Source organism: Paenalcaligenes sp. DL 309 (assembly GCF_057475285.1).
Genome location: NZ_JBYBKW010000005.1, coordinates 23,336 through 44,212 on the forward strand (window position 1 = coordinate 23,336; position 20,877 = coordinate 44,212).

The following is a 20,877-nucleotide window of genomic DNA, read 5'->3' on the forward strand; positions in this document are numbered from 1 at the left end:
GATGAATAAAAATGAGATGAAAAAATATATATTGCTGCCCTTGGCGGCTTTTTTTATGTTTAACCATTCGCAAGCAGAAGAACTAACAGGGGAGACGCGCTTAGCATGTGAAGCAGTTTTATGCTTATCTTCTTCGGTACGTCCTTCAGAGTGTTCCCCCGCATTACATCATTATTTTGATATTAAACGCTATCGTAAAGGCGTGTTTAATTGGAGTAAAACAATTAATGCACGTAAAGCATTTTTAGGACTATGCCCTGCCTCTAGCAGCACAGATATGGCCAATATGCCGGCATTAATTAATGATATTGCACAGGGTGCGGGTCGCTGTGATGCGGCGTTTTTAAATCAACGGCTACGCGTTCGAAAAACAAAACGTGAATGTAGTTTGGGGGATGGCTCAGATAGAGACCATTGCTATGAAGTGAGCTATTACGTTATTGACAATAAAAAGCCGACTTATTGTCAGGCCTATGAGGAAAATAGCCTCACTATTTTGGAAAAAACTCAATACGTAGGTAATCCAGAAACAGGTGGTCGATGGATAACGGTGGATCATCATGAGCAAAGACACTGAGGACATTATCAATGAAGTGTTCCAAAGCTGTGGGCTGAAACTCTCGGCAGATGATCCTATTGTGGCCGTGCTGCTATATATTTCTCAGCGCTATGAGGGACAGACCGAAGTGCTTAGAAATCATGAAAAGGCATTTTTTATTAGCTTGGATCAGCGCTTTCAACGTATTCATGAGGTGTATGAAGCCTTAGAGCAGCAAAAGCAGCATATACGCTTAGATCTTATTACCCATACTCAGCGCTCAGTGCGTAAGGAGGTTAAGGAGCAGGTGCGAGAACAGTACAAGCAAGGTCATAAGTGGATTGGTTTAGGCTTCGCTCTGATGCTTTTACTGCAAGTTTTTATTTTGGCGAGGATGTTATGAAACGCTTGGTTATAACGTACTTAGGAGTGAGTTTACTTATACCCTTTACCGCTTATGCAGATTCAGAGTCAGTAGATGCTGAAACGATTGGCTTTAATACTCTTGCTCAGCAATGTGCGCCACAGGTGCATATGGATACGCTACAAGCCATAGCGAGAACGGAGAGTCATTTCAATCCTTATGCCATTGGTGTGGTGGACGGAGCGGTAAAGCAACCTAAAAACTTAGCAGATGCAATTGCAGTCGCTAAAGCGTTACATGCGGAAGGTAAGAACTTTAGCTTGGGGTTGGCACAGATTAATAAAAAGAACTTAGCGAGGTTTGGTTTGAGTTATGACACGGTGTTTGATCCTTGTGTGAATTTGAAGACAGGAGCAGAGATCTTGTCAGAGTGCTATTCACGAGCCAAAGGCTCACCGCAGGAGGCTTTACAAAAAGCACTGAGCTGTTATTACTCCGGTAATTTCAAAACAGGCTTCACTGAAGATTTCCCTGGGCTGCCATCCTATGTGGAACGTATTAAAGCAGCGGCACGAAAAAACACCTCAGAGCAGAAAATTGTGACAGAGGTGCCAGCCATTGACGTTGATGCAACTAGCCCCGCTAAAGCAACAATTCAAACAGCTAAGCTAAGTGGCAAAACTCAATCACCGTCACATAAAGAAGTTGCTGTTAATCAGCCTAATAAATCAGAAAAACTAGCGGCTTGGGATGCGTTTGGCGACTGGTGAAAATCATCGTTTTATTAAAAGAAGACCACTTTTTAAAGTGGTTTTTTTATTTTCAAAAGGAAGTCATATGAAGGTAGTTACTAAAGTGAAAATGGGGTGGGTCGTTGTAATGACTCAGTTTTTAGTTGCTCACGCTGCTTTTGCCCAAATGGGTGGTGGTTTTGCTACTCAGGCTCAAAGCATGATGGAGAATATCCGTGATGGCATTGTGATTATTGTGGGTGTGGTGGCCACTATCGCATTGCTTTGGCAGTTAGCGGAAGGTTTTATGGGGCGTAAAACATGGGGTGATGTACTGAGCGCCTGCTTGTGGATCTTTGGTGCAGGGGCTGCGGTAGCTGCAGCGACCTGGATCTTTACTGCAGGGCAAGGGATTAGCTTTTAATGATGACTGATAAAACGCAAGCCTTTCCCACCTATAACGCGTTAGGACGTGCTGCACTGGTCTTCGGTGTGCCTCTAGTTCCTTTGGCGGCTTTAGTAGGTGGCTCCTTAGTTCTAACGATGTTTTTATTTACTTTTATGGGAGGTAAAGCTCTATTTTTAATGGTGCTACCCATTCCTTTTGTTTTTTTAATGAAAACCATTTCTAAAGCCGATGATCAAGCCTTATTTGTTTTGGGCTATGAGATTTACTGTTTTTTCTACAGACGTAATGCGCGGCTTTTTAATCATACCAGTACGATTTTAGGTACTCATTACGGGAAGAAATTAAATGATTATCAGCGATTTTTTGAGCAATGCGCTCAAGCGTCAAGCGGCTCAATCGGATTTTCTACCGAAAATATCCCAACACGTTACACCTAACCTCATTCATTACCAAGATGGCTACTTAGGCTTTGTCATCCGTTGTGAGGGCATTTCCTTTGAGTCAGAAAATGAAGCGCATATTTATGCACGCTTTCATCAGTTGGCTTTGTTGTTGGCAGGTATAGGTAAAACGTTAGGTAACCGCTTAGGGCTGTGGACTACGCTTCAACGGAAAAAACGTAGATTTGATCGCCATTACCATTTTGATAATGTCTTTTGTCAGCAGTTTGCGCAGAAGTATTTACAGCGATTTGAAGAAGGGCAATTTTTTGATACGTTTTTTTATCTTAGTGTAGTCATTAAATATGACGATTTTGAAGATGGTATCAAAGAGGCTGAGGAGTTAATTGATACCTTGTTATCTGGTTTGCAGTCATATGATCCGTATGTGTTAAGTGCTTATAAAAATGAAAAAGAGGTGGTTTTCTCAGAGGTGTTTGAGTTCTTTGGCAGTCTGATCAACTATGAGCAAGGTGCCGTGCCTTTGAGTTCAGTAAACATCGCTGAAACACTGGGTCACGCAGATTTGCATTTTGGTGCAGATATGATTGAGATTCGAGCACCTAGCGCTACTAAATACGCTACAGCTTATGATCTGAAAGATTTTGGTGTATCGAAACCCAAAATTTTAACGGGTATTTTAGATCTTCCTTTTGAGTTCACGTTAACTCAAAGTTTTGTTTACATTCAAAACTACGAAATTCAACAAATTATTAATAAGCAGTTAAACAACCTGCATTCAGTAGGAGATCAAGCGCACCAGCAGCACAACGAATTAATGGAAGGCAAAGGAGCCATCACTACAGGAGAGCTTATGTTTGGAGACTATCATGCTGCCTTAATCGTGTATGGCGATACGCCTAAGGAGGCAGCGAACTATGGAGCTATGGCCTACACGCGGTTTTTAGATGCAGGAGGTTTTGGTTTTAAGAAGGCGAGTTTTTCTGCTCCTATTACGTATTTCAGTCAGGTACCTGGAGCAAAAAAGAAACCCAGAAGCGTACCTAAAACTACGGTTAACTTAGCGACCACTTTTGGCATGCACACATACAGCCACGGCAAGACTCATGGCAATCCTATCGGTGATGGCAGTGCGGTTATCCCTCTACAAACCATCTCTAATGGTATTTATGATTTCAATTTTCATTTCAGTAACCCTAAAGAAGACAACCTAGGTGAGAGTCTGGCTGGGCATACCCTAATTTTAGGGGCTACCAGTACAGGCAAAACCACCTTAGAAACCACATTGCTGAGTTTTTCTCAACGATTTGAGCCTTATTTATTCGCTTTGGATTTGGATGCCGGGCTACAGATTTTCATTCAAGCCATTGGTGGTAGTTATTTTAAGTTGAATGCGGGAGTACCTACAGGGCTTAACCCTTTTCAACTGTCTGATACTACTGAAACGCGCGAACTTATTTATCAGTTAGTAGGGGTATGTGGTCAAAATGAAAATGGGCGAGTCACTGACGAAGAAGAAAAGCAGATCAAAGTGGCGGTAGACACGCTATTTACGAGTATTGATTTTAAACACCGTAATTTCAGTACTTTATTAGAAAGTATTCCTTTTTCTGCTGGCGAAAATGCCTTACGGACCCGTTTGGCTAAGTGGTGTCGTAGTGAAGATGGGCGTTATGCCTGGTGCTTAGATAATCCAGTCAATCTATTTAATCCAGCGGAGTTTTATAAAATCGGTTTTGATCTGACTGAGATTTTAAAAGAGGGCTATACACCAACGGAGCCCGTGTTGCTCTACTTGTTTTACTTACGTAGCTTAATGCTGAAAAGTGTAGCTAGAGCAGGTGGCATTATGGTGACCGTAGTGGAGGAGTTTTGGTGGCCATTACGCTTTGAGGCCACCAAAGAGTTAATCTTAAAGATATTAAAAACAGATCGAAAGCTTGGTGGGTGGATTATTTTGACCAGTCAAAGTCCTGAGGATGCGATTGCCAGCGATATTTTTCCTGCTATTGTTCAACAAACGCCGACTAAAATCTTCTTGCCAAACCCGGATGCCAAGTATGAAGGTGGGTATCAATTATGCGGATTAACAAGCAAAGAATATGAGGAGTTAGTGAAACTGTCGCTTGATAGCCGTCAGTTTCTTATCAAGCAGTCACGCCAATCCGCTTTTGCTAAATTGCACCTACATGGTTTTGCTGAAGAGATGGCGGTGTTATCGGGTGATTCATCAAATATTACCATTCTAGATGAGCTGTTAGCACGTATGCCTGCTGCCACTCCAAACGAATGGTACCCTTTATTTAAAGAACAAATCCAAGCAAGATGGCGTCGCATGAGAAATTAGGCTAAGCCTTGTGCATTGCTAGCCAGACTGAAGTAAGATGTGAGTGTTTATTTACCCAAATTATAGAGGTCTAGCATGCGAAAGTTTTTAGTGGTTTTTACATTAATTACCCTTAGTGCTTGCTCTGTCCACACTCCTAGTGGTTCGATTGTTGTTGATCCAGATAGGAAGCATGGCAGAGGAGATTTCTGCCCTCCAGGGCAGGCTAAAAAAGGTAATTGTTAGATCTGTCCATTTGTAGTCTTACAGATAAAATCGGTTTAATAAGCCACCCTTCATGGGTGGTTTTTTTATGGAGAAAAGCAATGCGAAAAATGCGTATTTTGTTGTTGGGATGGCTCATTGTGATGAACAGTAGCATCTGGGCTCAGGGCATTCCTACCATAGACAAATCAGCGATTGCTCAGTTTGTGCAGCAGATAGCGCATATGAAAGAGCAAATTGATAATCAGATAGCTCAAATTAATGAGTTGAAGTCCCAAGTGGAGGCAGTAACAGGAGGTAGAGCTAAGGGTGGTTTACATCGTGCCAACGTACCCGATCGTATCCCTTCGGAATGGCAAGAGATTTATCAGTTAATGGATGTGGATATCGCTCATCTTAAAGACCCAAAAGCCTTAGGGGCAGATGCCGAGTTAAAAAGCCTAGCATCCGTCTATGAGCGCAGTGAGGTGGCTTTGGCGGATACGCAATTGCGTTTAGACAACATTAATGCCTTAACGGATGAGATCAATGTAACCACTGATATAAAAGACTCCGCTGATTTACAGAGCCGTATTGCTGCTGAACAAGCGGTAATTACTAACAATCAAGTAAAACTAGATCAAATGGCACGCATGTATGAGTTACAAAAAGACGTGATTTATCAGCAGTCCACTGCACGGGATGCTTGTATCCTAGAAAACTGGTCTAGTGATAACTCGGATGCATGTTATTGATACGTGCTTATTTTATCTCGGAGAGTAGCGTGAAGAAAATAATAGTGAGCCTAGTGGGTGCTTTGTTTATTTTGGCAGGGTGTGGTGAAAAAGAAGAATCACCTAAGGTTGATCCCATGCTTTCTATGTCTGAAAAAATAGATATGGAAGATGGCATTATGCAATGTAAGGTAGATGCTGCAACTTATGGAAAAGATCACGAACAGGGAGCTAAAGTTTGCGCACGTAATACGTCTCTAGAGATTTGTGAGAAGTACTTTTCAGTAGCGGTATGTAAGCCTTAAGTAATAAGGAGTTTTCATGCATGACGTTCTGATTGATATATCAGAATATATGACACAAAACCTCGGTATAGATTTACTCGCTAAAAGCGGTGCATTGATTGAAAAAATCGCACCGCTTTTTTCTATGGGGTTTGGGATCTATGTTCTGTCATTGGTATTTTATTACTATGGCCGCGGGTTGGATGAGTCGGTGTTGGATCTGAGTAAACGCTTGTTAGGCTGGTTCATCGTCATTGCTCTAGCGTTTAACGCAGGTGCTTATTCTAATCTGGCTATTAGTTTGTATGGTTTACCTGAAGAGCTAATTAGTTGGTTTAATGAAACTGAGCTAAGCGTTGGTATGCTGAGTAATGGTGTGAAAGCCGTACAGGACATGGTGGCATCCTTAGATAATTTACTTATTGGCAAGCCTTGGTATTACGTACAGCTACACGGCACTATTTTTGCAGCAAAGGTGGTAGTGAGTATTTGTGGTTTAGTTCTCGTGGTCTTTGCGTACTTCTTTTATCTAATAGCGAAGCTTTCTTTGGCCTTAACCCTAATGGTAGGACCTTTATTTATTGGCGCTATGTTATTTCCTAGCTCGCGTCAGTACGGCATGAATTGGATAGGGCAGGTATTAAACTATTCATTGGCCTGTTTACTCTATGCCGTCATTAGTGTTTTGCAGATGAATTTTGTCCAAACCAAAATGACGAGTTGGGCCAATAAAAGCTACATCGATAGTGTTGCTAAAGCGTGGGAAGTTTCCTATGTGATGGTGGTTATGACGATTTTATTTTTAATTGTAGTGCTAAGTATTCCTAATATTGCTTCAGCCTTAACAGGTGGAGCCTCCGTAGACGGGCATGGAAGAACAATGGGCCGCTTGGGCTCACTGGCCACTCGCACACTGTCTAAAATCCCCGTTATTGGAGCTGCTAACAAAATTATTGGGAAATAATTCATTTATTCATTTGATTGAAAGCCGTCTTTTTAGGCGGTTTTTTTGTGTCTACGAGGTAAAACGATGAGGTATTTACTAATTGCATCTATAAGCAGTCTGCTAATGGCATGTGCTGCACCTAAGGTTCCCGAGCCCACAGGAAAGCCATTTCCTATTAACCCAATTCATGAGGTGGAGCATGTTGAAGCGTCATAAGAAAAAGGGGTCTAAGCAGATGGCTATCGATTTTATTCAGCAAGCGAATCAATTTGAAAAGTCGCAGATTGACGCTATTAAACGTAATAACAAAACAGCGTGGCGTATTACGGCTGCTAGTCTGCTCCTTGCCGTGCTGAGTGTAATAGCCGTGATGCTGCTGACTCCTTTGAAGACCGTGACACCTTATGTGATACGAGTGGATAACAACACAGGAGTCACAGACATTGTGACTGTACTTCAGCAAAGTGAAACCTCTTATGGGGAGGCCATCGATCGTTATTGGCTTAGCCAATATATCAAAATGCGTGAAAGCTATGATTGGTGGACAGTGCAGTCCACCTATGATGCCAGCATGCTTTTGAGCAGCTCTGTTTTACAAAATGAGATTGCCGCATTTTTTGAAAGTGAAGCTGCACCATACAAAGTCTTTAAAGATAAATACCGCGTTGATATCAAGATTTTGTCTATTTCCTGGGTAGGAGACACGGCGCAAATTCGTTTTGAAAAGCAGGTGAAGCCACTTATTCAAGGCCAAAAAGCACCTGTGGTGCAGCGTTATATTGCAACTATAGGCTATCGCTATGTGAATACCGCACAAGCTGAAAAAGATCGACTCGTTAATCCATTAGGCTTGCAGGTGATGAGCTATCGCGTTGATCCAGAGGGGTAAGTCATGATGAAAACATATAAAAAGCTGCTTTTAGCAGCTGTTTTTTTGAGTGCTAGTCCAGCACAGGCTCTGGTTATACCTGAACGTTCTCAATTAGATGGTCGAGTACAAACGGTGACCTATTCTTCAGATAATGTAATCAAAATAACCGCTAAGGTGGGACATGCTGTTTTGATTCAGTTAGAAGAAGATGAACGCTTAGAGGGAGACAGCGCCTCTTTAGGGATGGGCGATGCAGAAGGGTGGAGCTTAGCGGTTAAAGGTAACAACATTATTTTTAAACCGATTGTTGAACGCTCGGATACCAATTTAATTATTACTTCAAATAAGCGTACTTATGTTTTTCAGTTGTCTGTAAATGAAAAAGCCAAGCACCCTACTTATGTGTTGCGTTTTCATTACCCCGATACGTTGTTAAAGCAAAAACAAGCGGCTAAGCAAGAGCGTGAGCAGGTAGTAAATATTGTGTTGGGACGCTCAGGGCGTAGCGTTACTAGCACCAATCAAGAGTATTGGGGTTATGGCGCAAAGACCTTAGCCCCTACGGCATTATTTGATGATGGTCGCTTTACTTATTTTGATTTTAATCACAATAAAGCGTTACCTGCTATTTATAAGAAAATGCCAGATGGTACAGAGAGCTTAGTCAATATGCATGTAGAAGGGAGCCGAGTAGTGATTCATGAGACAGCACAGCATTTTATCTTGCGATTAGGTGATTTAGTTTTAGGAATTGATAACCGTGGTTTTGATGAGCGTGGAAGGTTTAATCGTTTAGGAACAAGTGATCCTAATGCGGTACGCATTGTGAAATAAGGAATAAGCATGAGTATTTTTAAACGAAACACGGAAGATAGCTCATTGTCTAATGAGCTAGCGCCTAGCCTATCAGAGATAGTGCAAGATCCTGAGATAGAACGTGGCCTACCTCAGAACTTAAGTAGTAATAAAAAGAGTAATGTTAAAAAAGCGCTTTTAGCTGTTATAGGGGTGATTGGTTTAGCGCTCATTTTGTCAGGACTCATGCTTATAAAAGACGCGCCAAAACCAGTTAAAGAAGAGGTTAGCGAAGCCGTATCAAATAAGCGGCCGCGTGACTTTTCCTCTGAGCAGCAAAAACTACTTAGTCAATTTCAGACACCAGAACTAGATCCAGAACCAAAGCCCGATACCTCATCCACTGAAGAGCCTTTGATTTACGAACAGAAGCAGCCAGTACCACCACCTCCAAAATCTAATGGAGTGGTAGAAGCCGAAGAGCCACGTCGTGAATTACAAGGTAATGTGCTGGTGTCTTTGGATACGGCTAGCCGTGGCCCAAGCTCAACGGATTCACCGCATGTTACGCAAGGCAGGGAAACCACTCTTAGCGAGCAGTTACGACCTACCGTTACCTTGCCAGGGCGAGCGAGGAAACGCGCTGATTTAACGTATTTATTAGCAAAAGGCACTAGCATTGCTTGTACCTTAAACACCAAGATTGTGACCACTCAACCAGGTATCACGCGTTGTATTGTTAATAAGGATGTGTACTCTAAAAACGGTAAGGTTTTGCTTGTTGAGCGAGGGTCTGAAGTGATTGGTGAGCAAACCAGTGCGTTGATTCATGGTCAAGCGCGGGTCTTTGTATTGTGGAATACGATTGAAACGCCAGCAGGCGTGTCGGTGGAGATTCATTCACCTACTGCAGATAATTTAGGCGCATCAGGGCAAGCAGCACATGTGGAAACCCATTTCTGGCAACGCTTTAGTGGTGCCATTATGTTGTCGATGATTGATGATGTGCTAGGTATTGCTGCCAATACGAACCGTAGCCGAGATCAGCAGTATCAGTTTGATAATACACGCGACTCGACTAAGGATATGGCAGCAATTGCCTTAGAAAACACCATTAATATCCCACCCACAGGCTACGTGAATCAAGGTTCCTTGGTAAATATTATGGTGGCTAGAGATGTGGATTTCTCTGATATTTATAAATTAGTGAATTCCGACTGGAAAACGTGGCAGCTTCACTAGGAGGTAGACATGACAGACTATGCAAGAGACGTGAGTGCTAGAAATGTGTTGCAGCGCTTAGGTATTACGGAATACCTAAATCGTGCGGGTGTGACTGAAGTCATGATAAATAGACCTAAAGAGGTGTTTTTGGAGGGAAGCTTTGGCGTGGAGCGTATTGAAGATGAACGCTTAACCTTGAGTCATTTATCTCAACTCGCGAATGTGCTGAGTATTTTTAATAGTAAACACCTAACAATTAAAGAGCCTATGCACTCAGTCACTTTGCCTGATGGTGAGCGCGGCCATATCGTGATGCCGCCTGCCTGTGAGGATGGCACTTTGGTATTTGCATTGAGAAAACCGTCTACCAATCGTTTTTCATTAGAGGATTATTTAACCACCCAGCGTTTACCGTCACAAGCCTCTCAAGTGACTACAGAGAATGCCCAACTCAGCGGTTATGAGAAGGCCATGCTGGAACATAAAGCAGCTAATAATTGGGCTGATTTTTTTCAGCTAGCCGTTAAACACCGATTAAATATCTGTATGGTGGGAGGGACTGGGTCAGGTAAGACTACTTTTACTAAAGCCATTGCAGATTTAATTCCGTCTAGTACTCGGCTGATCACAATTGAAGATACCCATGAGCTAGATTTACCGCATCATCCAAATCGAGTGCATCTTTTTTATAAAGAGCACATAACGGCCAAATCAGTTATTGCCTCGTGTATGCGTTTAAAGCCAGATCGTATTTTTTTAACGGAGTTACGGGGTGATGAAGCGTGGGATTATTTGTCCGCATTAAACACGGGGCATCCCGGCGGTTTAACCTCGGTGCATGCTAATGATGCTCAGTCAGTTTTTTATCGTATTGCTCAGTTAGCAAAAGAGTCAGAAACAGGTAAAACCATGGATTATCAATACCTACTAAATACCGTCCGTGCCACCATTGATGTGGTTTGCTTTTTTGATAAGACGTATATGACAGAGGTGTATTTTGATCCGATAGCAAAGCGAGAGGCGATGCTGGGCAAGCAGTAAGAGGTAGTTAATATGCTAAAAAAAATACTGGTATTAGTAGGAGTAGCGATAATGCTGCTCCTTTTTTTTGGAGCTGTTGGGCAGTTAGTAGGTGCCTATGTATTTATTAAATATGGGCCTATTCCTAACGAAAGCTTAGCTCTTAATACGCTCTATAAGTATTACTTACTTAGTGATGGAACAATATTTGGCTATAACACGGCTTATAAAGTGGCTGTGGTGCTGAGTGGGATTATCACAGTAGTGCCCGTTGTGATATTGATTGCCGCCATTTTCGTGAAACCTAAGCGAGAGCTGCATGGCTCTGCGCGTTTTGCCACAAAAGCGGAAATTACCCAATCCGGTTTGCTTAAAGCTAAGCACGAAGAACCCGATATATTAATAGGGCAGTATCAGGGAAGTTATTTACGTTGGGCCGGTAAGCAGTTTGCGTTTTTAGCGGCACCCACTCGCAGCGGTAAAGGGGTAGGTGTTGTTATCCCTAACTGCTTACATTATCGTGACAGCCTGGTGGTTTTTGATCCGAAACTAGAGAACTTTAATATTACAGCAGGTTTTAGAGCAGCACATGGGCAAGATGTCTTTTTGTTTAACCCTTCCACTAAGGATTTCAAAAGCCACTGTTGGAACCCGATCTCATATGTGTCTAGAGATCCTTTTTTCTCTACAGGTGGGGCATTTAATATTGCGACGATTCTTTATTCTACGAGTGGTAATGACAGCGGCAACAGCCGCTTTTTTAATGAGATGGCTCAAAAGCTCTTTGTGGGTTTATGTCTTTACTTGATAGAAACAGAAAAAAGCACAAGCGTGATCCCGTCCTTAGCCGCGATGGTGGGTTTATCCACGCCAGACGATGGTCAGTCATTATCGGATTGGATTAAAGAGCAAGCATTACGAGATGATTTGAGTAATGAATGCAAAAAGAATTTACTGAGTTATGCCGGTAACTCAAGCAACACGGCTTCCGGTATTCTTTCCAGCTTTTTAGCGCCGTTATCTGTATTCTCCGACCCTTTGGTTGCAGCGATTACTAGCAAAGATGACTTTGATTTGCGCGAGGTACGCAAGAAGAAAATGTCGATTTACATAGGCATATTGCCTAACGACATTGCTAAGTTTTCTCGTCTAATCAATTTATTTTTTAGTCAGCTCATCTCAGAAAATACCGCAGAGCTACCTGAAGATAATCCTGCATTGAAATACCAGTGCTTATTGCTCATTGATGAGTTTGCAGCGCTTGGGAAAGTAGACATTATAGAAAGTGGTGTGGCCTATATCGCAGGCTATAACATTCGTATTCTGAGTATTTTTCAAAACATGAGTCAGTTAAATAGGCATTACACGGTGGATGGTGCGAGAAGTCTTTCCACAAACTTTGAGTGCCAGATCATCTTTCCTCCAAGAGACAACAAAGATGCGCAGGAGTATTCGGAGATCATTGGCTATGAAACCTATAAAAGCACGTCTTTTAGTCGCGCTAAAGGAGCGATTGGCGATAAGAGCATCTCTATTAGTGATCAAAAACGACCCGTGATGTTACCGCAGGAGGTAAAGACCATGCCCACCACAGATTGCCTTATTAGTCTTACAGGTATTCAACCTATCTACGCAAATAAAATCATTTATTACGCAGACCCCGTTTTTCAGGAACGCTTAGGTTATCCAACACCTACTGTGCCGCTCTTAGAGGTAGGGCAAAAAAGAGCACAGCAAGCGCTTAAGTCTCCTGTGAATACGAGTTCTACGGGGTTAGAAAATAAAGAGGAAGTCGTACAAGCCTTAGTAAAAAGCATGTGTGATGCTCATTCAACCGCTACGTATATTCGGGATGTAAAACAAGCGGTTGAAAAAGCCGTAGAAGAATACGGTCTAGCGTATTTTCAGCAAGCTGTTATTAAATAAGGAGGTGATATGGCAAATTCAATTGAAATTGAGCGAGCATTGTCTTTTATCGATAACCAAGATAGGGAAAAGTGGGTCCGTATGGGCGCAGCAATCAAATCAGAATTGGGCGAACCAGGCTATGAAATATGGGATCACTGGTCACAGAGTGCGGATACGTATAACGCCCAAGCTAGTAAAGCCGTATGGCAAAGTTTACGACCTGGCTTTGTGGGTGTTGGTTCTTTGTATTATGAAGCCAAGCAAGCAGGCTACTTACCAGAAAAGTCTTCTTCTAGAGACCTTCAGGTTTTACAAGAGCGTCAAGCACAGCGCAAAGAGGTAGAAGCGCAGGCACTTGCTGAGCGTTCACAAGCAGCAGAGAAAGCAAAAGATAAAGCGAGTACGCTTTGGAATAATGCAGAACCAGCAGATCCTAAGCACCCTTATTTAGTCAATAAAGGGATAACCGATCTTGCAGTGATCGGCAGCTTAAGGCAAGACCGTTATCAAAACTTACTGGTTCCTGTAAAGCAGGATAAGGAGCTAGTGGCGGTTCAGCGTATTAATCCAGAAGGAGCTAAGTTTTTTGGTAAAGGCTCAGCGATTAGTGGCAGTGCTTTTTTGATAGGAGATGCGGCGCAAGCGAAAGAGCAAGGGCTAGTGCTAACAGAGGGATTAGCTACCGGAGCATCTATCCATCAGGCCACAGGACAGCCAGTATTGGTGGTTTTTGCCGCTCATAACTTAGTAACGGTAGCTGAGAAAGTGAAGCACGTAGACGTGCCATTTATCTTAGCAGCGGATAATGATCACAGTGAAGCGGGGATTAAGTTTGCAGAAAAAGCGCAGGAAGTATTAGGTGATAAAGTTACGATTGTGATGCCTGATTTTGATAAGGATGCAATTACCGCCTATCAACGACGGCATGGCGAAGGAAAGTATCCCTCTGATTTTAATGACCTACACGAACTAAACGGCCTCAATTCATTGAGGTCTTTTTTTCAGCTTGAAACCTTAAGGGATAGTAACCAGGAGGATAAAACAATGAATAAATCAGTTGTTAATACGATTGAAGTGGATCTGGAACGCAATCGTTCAAATAGAATAAAAAGTGACCCCAAGGTTGAGTCTCAGGAGAAAGAGAACGTTCAAGTCCAAGCTGAAACTGAAGTAAAAGCTACTCCTTCAGTTTCAGAGCAAGCTCAGGATGTTATTACCGATTTAAAGTATAAAGCACCACCTAAGTCTTTAGAGGCCAAGTACGTCTACGCCGAAGGGAAATACTATGATCGCACGGGCTCTACCGTTCTTTTTGACGATAAAGGTAAAGCCTTAGCCACCACTCGCTTAGATCGTCAAACGGTCTATGACATGATTGAGGTCGCTAAAGAAAAGCATTGGGACGCGGTGGTATTAAAGGGGAGTCCCGACTTTAGGCGTTTTGCTTACTTAGAAGCAGAAAGCCAAGGTATTCAAACCAGAGGCTATTCACCCACGCCAGCCGATTTAAAGTTGGTAGAGCAGCTACGAGACGAGAGAGCCTTAAATAAGATTGAAAAAGATTCAGAGCGGGAACCGTCTAACCCAGCTAAAGCGGCCTCGGAAGCCGATAAAATGCAGGCTCAAAATCAGATGCCGACGTCTGCTCAGATTGAAACCTCAGCAAAGGCCGATGTGGATAGTGATGTACCAATGGCTGAGATTACAACGACTCCTTCTATACCCAGTGAAGTCAAAGTGGCAGCGGAGAAAATGAAACAATCCGAGACGAATTTGAACCCCGCTCGCTTTTCTACGATGCAATACTATAAGGGCTTGGCTAAGCAAGCTGTTAACTATATGAAAGTAGGAAATCGCGCCGATGCGCAGCGTAATTTTGATACCAATATGGATAAAGCGCTAAATGGCACAGCTTTCAACATGCCTACGCCCTTACAGGCTGAAATAACACAGCCACAAAATGAGCCAACTCGTACCCATGACAACAAAGAACGGGAGATAGAGCGATGACTAAGCAACCAGATAAAGACGATAAGCACATGACAGAAGAAGAGGCCCGTGAAATCGGCGCCTTAACTTCTATCGAAGAGGTCATTACCCACCCTGAGCTGATTAAGTTTTACCAAGATAACGCGGAGTATTTTCAGAATGAAGGGGATCTGGAGGATCATTCGTAGTTTATTTTTTTAGATTAGACGGCGATAAGCGCCGTCTATTTGAGTAAATTTAAACCATACATAAACAGTTATCTACTGATCGTTAAAACTAAGTATTAATACCTATGCAGCTTTCTTGGATGGTAAGTCAAAATGTTAGCATCTTTAACGCTTTGAAACAGCTGAAGGTGTGGATATGTATATTTTGGACTTGCTTTCAAAAGTTTCATTTTTTGCTGGTTTAGCTTGTTGCATCATCATGTTTTACACCGCAGACGAATGATGCCGAGTTTAATCACAAAAATAACTTAGCGACTATATAAAGATAAACAGAGCCCTTCTTGGTTTTAAAGCTAAGAGGGGCTTCTTCTTGTAAAGAAAGTGAAGAAAATATTATTTATGAGTATTTCTCTGTAAGGCATCAGGCAGGCGCACATGATGTTCGTACAAAGAGGCAGCTTGGGCAAGCGCATATAAAGCTGCTTTTTCACACCGAATTTGCTCAGAACCCGAAAACCGCTTAGTTTGAGTGAAAATTTTAGGATTTGATCCTTCGGTTTTATAGAGCCAGCTAAAACAAACTGTGCCTGCAGGAATTTCAGGTTCTGCGGTATCGTCTAATACGCCGGTGGTGGCAATTATTGTATTAGCTCTTGTTAACTTAGTCGCACCTATGGCCATTTGTTCAGCCACTTTTTCACTGGTTAAGTTGTATTCTTGGAATAGAGTAGGACAGATTCCTAATAAATCTATTTTAGACTCTAAGGTATAGGTGACCAATCCGCTTTCTAGCAAACCACCCGCCTTGGGGTGCTCAGATAAAAGCGAAGCGAGTAAGCCTGCGGTACAAGACTCTACTGTGGTGATAGTTAGATTGAGTTCAAATAGACGCGCTGCGAGAGGTGCTGCTTGAGCGAGCATGGCCGTTTCCTTTTTAAGATTTTTGTTAGAGTTAGAAGCAATTTTCATGTCTATTTTTTGTGATTTTATCTCATAATAACTAAAGAAAATCCAGTCAATAAGTTAAGGAAATTCTTACAAGGGTAAAAAATGGCAAATAACAAAGCTTCGGATGCTCCCAGCACTCATGAGTTAGCCGACACGCGAACAGCATGGGCAGAAGACAGAACCCTTCTAGCTAATGAGCGTACCTTTGCGAGTTGGATGAGGACAGGTATGGCTGCCGTCGCGTTAGCACTTGGTTTAAAGGCCGTATTCAAAGATACGGAGCACACTTTTATTGCAAAAAGCGCAGCAGAGATCTTTATTCTCGTGGCAATTATTATCTTTTGGATGGCCGTAGCAAAATGTCGTACCGCTCAAAAACGAATGAATAGTCATGACATAGAAGCTCAATCCTATCAACGGATGAAGTTACTTGCTAGCCTACTGACTTTTGCAGCGATCGTAACTGGAGGGATTCTTTGGCTATTATGAGTGTACAAAATTCAGAATAAGAAAATCTTGAGCTCTTTGTCTACGCTCTTTTCTCAGTAAGCAAATTCCCTTTTTATCTATTTTTTTCATTATTAGCACCTTCGGGTGCTTTTTTTATGGGTATTGATATGAGTAAAGCAAAACGTAAACCATTTCATGAAGAAATCGCTGAGCAATTAATTAGACAGTTAGAAGAAGGCACTGCACCTTGGCAAGTACCCTGGGATGCCGGATTTATCAGAGAGCGGCCTTATAATGTGGCCACAGGGAAGCCTTACCAAGGCCGAAACTCCGTCGCTTTATTACTCTCTACTCATCCTGATCCTCGTTGGATGACGTTCAATCAAGCTAAAGAAGCGGGTTACGCCATTAAGAAAGGTTCTAGAGGCACACGGCTTCAAATGACCATTGCACAAGATGAGCGCGTCAAAAGAGACGAAACGGGTCAAACAATTAAAAACAGTGCCGGGGAGTCACTTAAAGAAACGTTCACACGTGATCGGCCCATCGTAAAGCATTTTACGGTTTTTAATGCCGAGCAGATTGATGGCATCCCACCCTTAGCGCGTCCAGTAGTACACACTTGGCAAGCCGTAGAGCGAGCAGAGAAAATTCTAGATGCTTCTGGCGCAACGATTGAGCATCAGCGGGGAGATAAAGCGTATTACAGTCCATCCGCAGATAAAATCGTGCTACCGCTGAAAGATCAATTTCCCACACCAGACCGTTATTACGCCACCGCCTTGCATGAGCTCGGTCATTGGACAGGACATGCAAGCCGCTTAAATCGGTTTGAAACAGGCGTGAAGGAATCTAAGCAAGACTATGCCAAAGAAGAACTACGCGCAGAAATTGCTTCTATGATGATTGGCCAAACCATTGGTATTGGTCACGATCCCGCGCAGCATGCCGCTTATGTAGACTCATGGATTAAAACCTTACAAGACGATCCCATGGAAATTATTCGCGCCGCTAAAGATGCAGAGAAAATTCATGGCTTTGTGTTGGATCTAGAAAGAGAGGTAGAGCAGACGCCGTCAAATGAAGCGAACTCAGACACACCTACCGATTTAAAAGCCGCTTTTGATAAAGCACTAGAAACAGCCGATCCCAGTTTAGTAAGCCAAATGCGTTTCTTGGAAACCAGTATGGGGATGGTGGTGCAGGGTATGTCGGATGAAGCGCGGGTCCAAGCGCAAAAGAATTTTTATAGTACGCAATTGGGGCAGTTGGAGCAGAGTAGTGAGATGGAGTTTTGATTTGTGTTTTTAGGTGATTTGTGGGTGGATCAGTCGACCGTTGGCGAGTAAGAATGGCAGAGTTAAGATGTCATTGAGGTGTTATACATTAATGCGAATTGAAATGAATCGCGATAACACTGAGAGTTTCTGCTAATGAAGAGATTTCTTGCCATCAGTACCGTAAATGTTTACACAGTTATTGGAAACCTACCGGTTCAAGATTTCGTTGGTATACTCAATTGGTTCAGGTGTTTGAAGATCAAAATCAACATATTGGAAAATCTTTAAATATGCTGCTGAGTGTTTTTTATTATTACTATGAGCCATAATGTGGCGCTTCAAAGTTTAAAAAAATGGTATGGGAGCTGTTATGGCAATAGAGCTATCAAATATTGATGACGCTTTAGATTTTCTGAACAAAATAGTCACTCAGAGTACTAAATGGAATTTCGAAAAAGAGCCTATACGTTTTAGTGAGGAACTTGGCACTCTTGTTATTGAGATTCATGGACCTCAGTTTCATAATGAAATAACTGGTGAAATGGCTAGGGCGCTAGCTGCATATCAGGACTCAATATACGATTTTGCTAAAAGTGTAATATATGAAGGAGAGGGACATTCATACAAAAGGCTCACAGCAGAAGTCCGAGAAGCCTTTCAGTTAGAATTTGAGATAGAGGACGGATGTCTACAAATCAAAGCAAACCTTAAAAAGGTGTTTGATGCCGTGGCTGATCATATACGAGATAAAATGGATTCTGAAATATTAGCTTCTTTGCTAGTTAAGTTAGCTGTGATCGGAGCACTTGGTGTGACGGGGTATTTTCTTGGGAGCAAATATCTTGACAATGTGAATGCTCAGGTAGAAAAAGAGCACGTTGAAGCTGTGATAGATAAGGTTTCAGATGGAAATCAAAAAATATTAGACAAGGTTAATGATTTATTATCAACTCATAATATGGGTGAGTCCGACTTAGAAAATAGGCTGGTAGCATCGTTTGATCATGCTCAGGCTAATGGGTTGAAAGAGATAGCTAAGGCAGCTCCAGAAGCACAATCGATTGATTTTGGCAAGATACATCTAGATGCAGATGATATTAAAGAACTCAACTCTAGATCTCCCAGAGCGGTTTCAGAGCCGTTCGTGTCAGTAGGAGAGTTTATTGTAACGGCTGAAACAACGCCCGGCTTAACTAATAAACTAACATTTCGAGGTAAGTCTTTGCCAGATGAGGTGACAGTTGAGCACACATCAGGAGAGTTTGACTCATTAAAAGAAGATGCCTTGTGGAAGGCCATTAGGCTTAGGACTCCAATACGTGCCAAAATACAGGCAACACTCATAAGAGATAAAGTGAGAGGGGGAGTCTTGGTCGACTTGTTGCCAGAGATAGATTAAGAGTCTCGTGTAATAACAAAAATTTATATTTAACGTAAGAAATAAGCACAAAAAAGACTCATTTTGGCTCATCTTCTAAGTAAGATTTTATACTCCCGCAAGACCTTTTTATAAGATTTACAAGAGATAACCTTAACGCCTCTGGAGGAAGTAGTGAATGAGCTTATAGAAATAATTAGCGTTAATTTAAGTGATTACAAAGACGTCTGGAGGATCATTTGTAGTTAGCTGAAAAAAACAAATCGATTTGTATAGAGATAGAGCACCCTTTTTTATGGGTGCTTTTTTTATGGATATTGATATGAGTAAAGCAATAGAAGCACCGGACTCTAACAGTGAGTTAAAAGCATTTTTTGGAAACATAGCATGAGGATGGTAGTGCAGGGGATGTCGGACGAAGCACGAACCCAAGCGCAGCAGAGTTTTTATAGTACGCAGCTGGGGCAGTTGGAGCAAAGTAGTGAAGTAGAAATTGAGTTTTAATAAAAAAGGGTAAAGCAATGGTAGGAAATGAAAAAGCATTAACGCTAAAAGAGGCTGCGGAAATTTTAGACGTCTCTTATTTCACGCTTTTTAGGCGGCGTCATCATATCGCTTTTCAGGTACCAGGAACAAATCGATGGCGTATTTGGCCGTCAGAACTTGCAGCAGCAACGAGAACGGGTAACAATCTAAGACGATTATCGTTGCGAGTCGATCAGGAGGAATCATGGCGATCCGCAAACACAAAGAATCAGGGATATGGTGGGTTGATATCACCCCGCCCGGTGGCAAAAGAGTTAGACGCTCTACTGGCACCAAAAGCAAAAGAGAAGCCCAGGAATATCACGATCAATTAAGGGTCGAGTTATGGCGTATTGAAAAGCTAGGAGAAAAACCCAAGCGCTCGTTTGAAGAAGGGTGTGTTCGATTTTTACAAATTAGTGCAGGACAAGCTGATTATCGAACAAAAGTGCAACATGTTAAGTATTGGCGTGAAATTTTTGGTGGTAGATCACTTTGTTCAATTACTGCTGATGATATTTATGCGGATTTGCCAGTTAAGCGTGAGTATAAAGATGGTCGCGCTCCGCGTGAGCTCTCAGCAGCTACAAAGAACCGATACTTAGCCAGCATCCGACGTATCTTTTCTTTAGCTCAGAAAGCAGACTGGATAGACAAGGTCCCTAATTTGACTAACTATCGTGAGCCTGAGGTAAGAGTTCGATGGATTACGAAAGAGTCAGCAAGGAGTCTAATAGAGAATGTTCATTTATCGTGGATGCAGGATGTGTGTGAGTTTGCTTTGCATACGGGAGCACGAGCGAATGAGATATTGACGCTTGAGTGGGACAATGTAGATTTAGATGCGGCGGTAGCCTGGATCATTAATAGTAGGGCTAAATCAGGTCGGGCAAGATCTTTGCCCTTAAATACCGAAGCGATAAGTCTATTGCGTAGGCGTAAGTTGGCAGGCGGTCAGTGGGTTTTTACCCGCTCAACCGGTAATCGTGCATTAGAAATAGATAGACGAGTATTTAATAGCGCCTGTGAGAAAACAGGGATTACTAATTTTCGCTTTCATGATTTAAGACACACGTGGGCAAGCTGGCATGTTCAAGCGGGAACACCCCTGTTTGTTTTAAAAGAATTGGGAGGATGGGAAACACTAGAGATGGTAAAGAAGTATGCTCACTTGGATGCGAGCCATCTGGCAGGTTACGTAAATCAAGGCACGTTTAGGTCATAGCAGTTTGCAGAAACAAAAAAGCCACCTAAGTGGTGGCTTCTAAGTCCTTGATTTACAAGGTGAATTCTGGCTCCCCGAACAGGGCTCGAACCTGTGACCTGCGGATTAACAGTCCGTCGCTCTACCGACTGAGCTATCGGGGAATTGCTAAAAAATAAAG

Annotated in this window: 22 protein-coding genes and 1 tRNA gene; 21 read left to right on the forward strand and 2 right to left on the reverse strand. The window is 42.4% G+C overall.

Annotated elements, in window-relative coordinates; all coding sequences use genetic code 11:
• Position 1: 1 nt before the first annotated feature.
• The 17 genes from AC2UZJ_RS07780 to AC2UZJ_RS07860 all read left to right on the forward strand — a co-directional run bounded on the left by AC2UZJ_RS07780 (position 2) and on the right by AC2UZJ_RS07860 (position 14,932).
• Positions 2-577: a TrbM/KikA/MpfK family conjugal transfer protein gene (locus AC2UZJ_RS07780; protein WP_486949578.1), complete on the forward strand. Its 576-nt coding sequence runs from the start codon at positions 2-4 to the stop codon at positions 575-577.
• Positions 561-941: a hypothetical protein gene (locus AC2UZJ_RS07785; protein WP_486949579.1), complete on the forward strand. Its 381-nt coding sequence runs from the start codon at positions 561-563 to the stop codon at positions 939-941. Before AC2UZJ_RS07780 ends, AC2UZJ_RS07785 begins: the two co-directional genes overlap by 17 nt.
• Positions 938-1,672: a lytic transglycosylase domain-containing protein gene (locus AC2UZJ_RS07790; protein ID WP_486949580.1), complete on the forward strand. Its 735-nt coding sequence runs from the start codon at positions 938-940 to the stop codon at positions 1,670-1,672. The genes AC2UZJ_RS07785 and AC2UZJ_RS07790 overlap by 4 nt, the downstream gene beginning before the upstream one ends.
• A gap of 67 nt (positions 1,673-1,739) precedes the next feature.
• The gene (locus AC2UZJ_RS07795) at positions 1,740-2,057 is read left to right on the forward strand and encodes a hypothetical protein (protein WP_486949581.1); all 318 of its coding nucleotides are present in this window, start codon (positions 1,740-1,742) and stop codon (positions 2,055-2,057) included.
• Positions 2,057-2,479, forward strand: coding sequence for a VirB3 family type IV secretion system protein (locus AC2UZJ_RS07800; protein ID WP_486949582.1), 423 nt, complete (start codon positions 2,057-2,059; stop codon positions 2,477-2,479). Before AC2UZJ_RS07795 ends, AC2UZJ_RS07800 begins: the two co-directional genes overlap by 1 nt.
• Positions 2,388-4,790: a VirB4 family type IV secretion/conjugal transfer ATPase gene (locus AC2UZJ_RS07805; protein ID WP_486949583.1), complete on the forward strand. Its 2,403-nt coding sequence runs from the start codon at positions 2,388-2,390 to the stop codon at positions 4,788-4,790. The genes AC2UZJ_RS07800 and AC2UZJ_RS07805 overlap by 92 nt, the downstream gene beginning before the upstream one ends.
• Before the next feature lie 305 nt (positions 4,791-5,095).
• The gene (locus tag AC2UZJ_RS07810) at positions 5,096-5,728 is read left to right on the forward strand and encodes a type IV secretion system protein (RefSeq protein WP_486949584.1); all 633 of its coding nucleotides are present in this window, start codon (positions 5,096-5,098) and stop codon (positions 5,726-5,728) included.
• A gap of 29 nt (positions 5,729-5,757) precedes the next feature.
• Complete coding sequence (locus AC2UZJ_RS07815) at positions 5,758-6,012, forward strand: hypothetical protein (protein WP_486949585.1); 255 nt, start codon at positions 5,758-5,760, stop codon at positions 6,010-6,012.
• 16 nt (positions 6,013-6,028) lie between these two features.
• A complete protein-coding gene (locus tag AC2UZJ_RS07820) occupies positions 6,029-6,955 on the forward strand; it encodes a TrbL/VirB6 family protein (RefSeq protein ID WP_486949586.1) in 927 nt (308 codons plus the stop codon).
• A 66-nt stretch (positions 6,956-7,021) separates the two neighbouring features.
• Positions 7,022-7,153, forward strand: coding sequence for a hypothetical protein (locus AC2UZJ_RS07825; protein ID WP_486949587.1), 132 nt, complete (start codon positions 7,022-7,024; stop codon positions 7,151-7,153).
• Positions 7,154-7,172: 19 nt separating this feature from the next.
• Positions 7,173-7,826, forward strand: a complete 654-nt coding sequence (locus AC2UZJ_RS07830; protein WP_486949588.1) for a VirB8 family type IV secretion system protein — start codon at positions 7,173-7,175, stop codon at positions 7,824-7,826.
• Positions 7,827-7,829: 3 nt separating this feature from the next.
• Positions 7,830-8,642 (forward strand): TrbG/VirB9 family P-type conjugative transfer protein, encoded by an 813-nt coding sequence (locus tag AC2UZJ_RS07835; RefSeq protein ID WP_486949589.1) that lies wholly within the window; start codon positions 7,830-7,832, stop codon positions 8,640-8,642.
• Positions 8,643-8,651: 9 nt separating this feature from the next.
• Positions 8,652-9,845, forward strand: a complete 1,194-nt coding sequence (gene virB10 / locus AC2UZJ_RS07840) for a type IV secretion system protein VirB10 (protein ID WP_486949590.1) — start codon at positions 8,652-8,654, stop codon at positions 9,843-9,845.
• Positions 9,846-9,854: 9 nt separating this feature from the next.
• Complete coding sequence (gene virB11 / locus AC2UZJ_RS07845) at positions 9,855-10,868, forward strand: P-type DNA transfer ATPase VirB11 (RefSeq protein WP_486949591.1); 1,014 nt, start codon at positions 9,855-9,857, stop codon at positions 10,866-10,868.
• Between the two features lie 51 nt (positions 10,869-10,919).
• A complete protein-coding gene (locus tag AC2UZJ_RS07850; RefSeq protein WP_486949592.1) occupies positions 10,920-12,773 on the forward strand; it encodes a type IV secretory system conjugative DNA transfer family protein in 1,854 nt (617 codons plus the stop codon).
• 9 nt (positions 12,774-12,782) lie between these two features.
• On the forward strand, positions 12,783-14,765 hold the full coding sequence (locus AC2UZJ_RS07855; protein WP_486949593.1) for an LPD7 domain-containing protein: 1,983 nt from the start codon (positions 12,783-12,785) through the stop codon (positions 14,763-14,765).
• Positions 14,762-14,932, forward strand: coding sequence for a hypothetical protein (locus AC2UZJ_RS07860; RefSeq protein WP_486949594.1), 171 nt, complete (start codon positions 14,762-14,764; stop codon positions 14,930-14,932). Before AC2UZJ_RS07855 ends, AC2UZJ_RS07860 begins: the two co-directional genes overlap by 4 nt.
• A 372-nt stretch (positions 14,933-15,304) precedes the next feature.
• Here AC2UZJ_RS07860 and AC2UZJ_RS07865 read toward each other — a convergent pair whose 3' ends face one another.
• Positions 15,305-15,832: a CinA family protein gene (locus tag AC2UZJ_RS07865; RefSeq protein ID WP_486949595.1), complete on the reverse strand. Its 528-nt coding sequence runs from the start codon at positions 15,830-15,832 to the stop codon at positions 15,305-15,307.
• Between the two features lie 129 nt (positions 15,833-15,961).
• On the opposite strand from AC2UZJ_RS07865, the gene AC2UZJ_RS07870 reads away from it, so the two are divergent.
• From AC2UZJ_RS07870 to AC2UZJ_RS07885, 4 genes are all read left to right on the forward strand, one after another.
• Positions 15,962-16,348: a YidH family protein gene (locus AC2UZJ_RS07870; protein ID WP_486949596.1), complete on the forward strand. Its 387-nt coding sequence runs from the start codon at positions 15,962-15,964 to the stop codon at positions 16,346-16,348.
• A 128-nt stretch (positions 16,349-16,476) separates the two neighbouring features.
• Complete coding sequence (locus AC2UZJ_RS07875; RefSeq protein ID WP_486949597.1) at positions 16,477-17,607, forward strand: ArdC family protein; 1,131 nt, start codon at positions 16,477-16,479, stop codon at positions 17,605-17,607.
• Between the two features lie 352 nt (positions 17,608-17,959).
• Positions 17,960-18,988 (forward strand): hypothetical protein, encoded by a 1,029-nt coding sequence (locus AC2UZJ_RS07880; RefSeq protein WP_486949598.1) that lies wholly within the window; start codon positions 17,960-17,962, stop codon positions 18,986-18,988.
• Between the two features lie 709 nt (positions 18,989-19,697).
• Positions 19,698-20,717, forward strand: a complete 1,020-nt coding sequence (locus AC2UZJ_RS07885) for a tyrosine-type recombinase/integrase (RefSeq protein WP_486949599.1) — start codon at positions 19,698-19,700, stop codon at positions 20,715-20,717.
• Between the two features lie 67 nt (positions 20,718-20,784).
• Here AC2UZJ_RS07885 and AC2UZJ_RS07890 read toward each other — a convergent pair.
• A tRNA-Asn gene (locus tag AC2UZJ_RS07890) sits at positions 20,785-20,860 on the reverse strand.
• Positions 20,861-20,877 lie beyond the last annotated feature (17 nt).

Coding starts and splice junctions, on each gene's coding strand:
- AC2UZJ_RS07780 (WP_486949578.1), top strand. CDS start 2: ATGAATAAAAATGAGATGAAAAAATATATATTGCTGCCCTTGGCGGCT.
- AC2UZJ_RS07785 (WP_486949579.1), top strand. CDS start 561: ATGAGCAAAGACACTGAGGACATTATCAATGAAGTGTTCCAAAGCTGT.
- AC2UZJ_RS07790 (WP_486949580.1), top strand. CDS start 938: ATGAAACGCTTGGTTATAACGTACTTAGGAGTGAGTTTACTTATACCC.
- AC2UZJ_RS07795 (WP_486949581.1), top strand. CDS start 1,740: ATGAAGGTAGTTACTAAAGTGAAAATGGGGTGGGTCGTTGTAATGACT.
- AC2UZJ_RS07800 (WP_486949582.1), top strand. CDS start 2,057: ATGATGACTGATAAAACGCAAGCCTTTCCCACCTATAACGCGTTAGGA.
- AC2UZJ_RS07805 (WP_486949583.1), top strand. CDS start 2,388: ATGATTATCAGCGATTTTTTGAGCAATGCGCTCAAGCGTCAAGCGGCT.
- AC2UZJ_RS07810 (WP_486949584.1), top strand. CDS start 5,096: ATGCGAAAAATGCGTATTTTGTTGTTGGGATGGCTCATTGTGATGAAC.
- AC2UZJ_RS07820 (WP_486949586.1), top strand. CDS start 6,029: ATGCATGACGTTCTGATTGATATATCAGAATATATGACACAAAACCTC.
- AC2UZJ_RS07825 (WP_486949587.1), top strand. CDS start 7,022: ATGAGGTATTTACTAATTGCATCTATAAGCAGTCTGCTAATGGCATGT.
- AC2UZJ_RS07830 (WP_486949588.1), top strand. CDS start 7,173: ATGGCTATCGATTTTATTCAGCAAGCGAATCAATTTGAAAAGTCGCAG.
- AC2UZJ_RS07835 (WP_486949589.1), top strand. CDS start 7,830: ATGATGAAAACATATAAAAAGCTGCTTTTAGCAGCTGTTTTTTTGAGT.
- virB10 (WP_486949590.1), top strand. CDS start 8,652: ATGAGTATTTTTAAACGAAACACGGAAGATAGCTCATTGTCTAATGAG.
- virB11 (WP_486949591.1), top strand. CDS start 9,855: ATGACAGACTATGCAAGAGACGTGAGTGCTAGAAATGTGTTGCAGCGC.
- AC2UZJ_RS07850 (WP_486949592.1), top strand. CDS start 10,920: ATGCTGCTCCTTTTTTTTGGAGCTGTTGGGCAGTTAGTAGGTGCCTAT.
- AC2UZJ_RS07855 (WP_486949593.1), top strand. CDS start 12,783: ATGGCAAATTCAATTGAAATTGAGCGAGCATTGTCTTTTATCGATAAC.
- AC2UZJ_RS07860 (WP_486949594.1), top strand. CDS start 14,762: ATGACTAAGCAACCAGATAAAGACGATAAGCACATGACAGAAGAAGAG.
- AC2UZJ_RS07865 (WP_486949595.1), bottom strand. CDS start 15,832: ATGCTCGCTCAAGCAGCACCTCTCGCAGCGCGTCTATTTGAACTCAAT.
- AC2UZJ_RS07870 (WP_486949596.1), top strand. CDS start 15,962: ATGGCAAATAACAAAGCTTCGGATGCTCCCAGCACTCATGAGTTAGCC.
- AC2UZJ_RS07875 (WP_486949597.1), top strand. CDS start 16,477: ATGAGTAAAGCAAAACGTAAACCATTTCATGAAGAAATCGCTGAGCAA.
- AC2UZJ_RS07880 (WP_486949598.1), top strand. CDS start 17,960: ATGGCAATAGAGCTATCAAATATTGATGACGCTTTAGATTTTCTGAAC.
- AC2UZJ_RS07885 (WP_486949599.1), top strand. CDS start 19,698: ATGGCGATCCGCAAACACAAAGAATCAGGGATATGGTGGGTTGATATC.